Source organism: Streptomyces sp. NPDC017979 (assembly GCF_044328175.1).
Taxonomy (GTDB): domain Bacteria; phylum Actinomycetota; class Actinomycetes; order Streptomycetales; family Streptomycetaceae; genus Streptomyces.
On sequence record NZ_JBIRGU010000033.1, the window covers coordinates 2351 to 4849 of the forward strand.

Genomic DNA, 2499 nt, shown 5'->3' on the forward strand with positions numbered 1-2499 from the left:
GTGTCGTGACTGCGTGCCTTTTGAAGAATGAGCCTGCGAGTTTGCGGTGTGTTGCGAGGTTAACCCGTGTGGGGGAGCCGTAGCGAAAGCGAGTCCGAATAGGGCGTTTCAGTAGCACGCTCAAGACCCGAAGCGGAGTGATCTAGCCATGGGCAGGTTGAAGCGGCTGTAAGAGGTCGTGGAGGACCGAACCCACCAGGGTTGAAAACCTGGGGGATGACCTGTGGTTAGGGGTGAAAGGCCAATCAAACTCCGTGATAGCTGGTTCTCCCCGAAATGCATTTAGGTGCAGCGTCACGTGTTTCTTGCCGGAGGTAGAGCACTGGATAGGCGATGGGCCCTACCGGGTTACTGACCTTAGCCAAACTCCGAATGCCGGTAAGTGAGAGCGTGGCAGTGAGACTGTGGGGGATAAGCTCCATGGTCGAGAGGGAAACAGCCCAGAGCATCGACTAAGGCCCCTAAGCGTGCGCTAAGTGGGAAAGGATGTGGAGTCGCAGAGACAACCAGGAGGTTGGCTTAGAAGCAGCCACCCTTGAAAGAGTGCGTAATAGCTCACTGGTCAAGTGATTCCGCGCCGACAATGTAGCGGGGCTCAAGCGTACCGCCGAAGTCGTGTCAATCCAACATATAGCCCTAACGGGTGTTGGGTTGGGTAGGGGAGCGTCGTGTGCCGGGTGAAGCCGCGCCGGAAGGCAGTGGTGGATGGTTCACGAGTGAGAATGCAGGCATGAGTAGCGATACACACGTGGGAAACGTGTGCGCCGATTGACTAAGGGTTCCTGGGTCAAGCTGATCTGCCCAGGGTAAGTCGGGACCTAAGGCGAGGCCGACAGGCGTAGTCGATGGACAACCGGTTGATATTCCGGTACCCGCTTTGAAACGCCCAATACTGAATCTTCTGATGCTAAGGCCGTGAAGCCGCCTTTGATCTCTTCGGAGTGATGAGGAGTGGTGGAGCCGCTGACCCGAGGGGGTAGTAGGTAAGTGATGGGGTGACGCAGGAAGGTAGTCCAGCCCGGGCGGTGGTTGTCCCGGGGTAAGGGTGTAGCCCGTGTGGTAGGTAAATCCGTCACACACTAGGGGTGAGACCTGATGCCGAGCCGATTGTGGTGAAGTGGATGATCCTATGCTGTCGAGAAAAGCCTCTAGCGAGTTTCATGGCGGCCCGTACCCTAAACCGACTCAGGTGGTCAGGTAGAGAATACCGAGGCGTTCGGGTGAACTATGGTTAAGGAACTCGGCAAAATGCCCCCGTAACTTCGGGAGAAGGGGGGCCATTTCCGGTGATGGGTTTTACACCTTGAGCTGGGGGTGGCCGCAGAGACCAGCGAGAAGCGACTGTTTACTAAAAACACAGGTCCGTGCGAAGCCGTAAGGCGATGTATACGGACTGACGCCTGCCCGGTGCTGGAACGTTAAGGGGACCGGTTAGTGACCTTTCGGGGTTGCGAAGCTGAGAACTTAAGCGCCAGTAAACGGCGGTGGTAACTATAACCATCCTAAGGTAGCGAAATTCCTTGTCGGGTAAGTTCCGACCTGCACGAATGGCGTAACGACTTCTCGACTGTCTCAACCATAGGCCCGGTGAAATTGCACTACGAGTAAAGATGCTCGTTTCGCGCAGCAGGACGGAAAGACCCCGGGACCTTTACTACAGTTTGATATTGGTGTTCGGTTCGGCTTGTGTAGGATAGGTGGGAGACTGTGAACTCTGGACGCCAGTTCAGGGGGAGTCGTTGTTGAAATACCACTCTGGTCGTGCTGGATGTCTAACCTGGGTCCGTGATCCGGATCAGGGACAGTGTCTGATGGGTAGTTTAACTGGGGCGGTTGCCTCCTAAAGAGTAACGGAGGCGCCCAAAGGTTCCCTCAGCCTGGTTGGTAATCAGGTGTTGAGTGTAAGTGCACAAGGGAGCTTGACTGTGAGACCGACGGGTCGAGCAGGGACGAAAGTCGGGACTAGTGATCCGGCGGTGGCTTGTGGAAGCGCCGTCGCTCAACGGATAAAAGGTACCCCGGGGATAACAGGCTGATCTTCCCCAAGAGTCCATATCGACGGGATGGTTTGGCACCTCGATGTCGGCTCGTCGCATCCTGGGGCTGGAGTCGGTCCCAAGGGTTGGGCTGTTCGCCCATTAAAGCGGTACGCGAGCTGGGTTTAGAACGTCGTGAGACAGTTCGGTCCCTATCCGCTGTGCGCGTAGGAGTCTTGAGAAGGGCTGTCCCTAGTACGAGAGGACCGGGACGGACGAACCTCTGGTGTGCCAGTTGTCCTGCCAAGGGCATGGCTGGTTGGCTACGTTCGGGAGGGATAACCGCTGAAAGCATCTAAGCGGGAAGCCTGCTTCGAGATGAGGACTCCCACCCACTTGATGGGTTAAGGCTCCCAGTAGACGACTGGGTTGATAGGCCAGATCTGGAAGCCGGGTAACCGGTGGAGGTGACTGGTACTAATAGGCCGAGGGCTTGTCCATATTTGCTCGCGTCCACTGTGTT

General features: G+C 56.5%; 1 rRNA gene (running past one end of the window). It reads left to right on the plus strand.

The features are described from left to right. Positions 1 to 2477 (plus strand): 23S ribosomal RNA (locus ACH4E8_RS35115) (it extends 727 nt beyond the left edge of the window). The last annotated feature ends 22 nt before the right edge of the window (positions 2478 to 2499 follow it).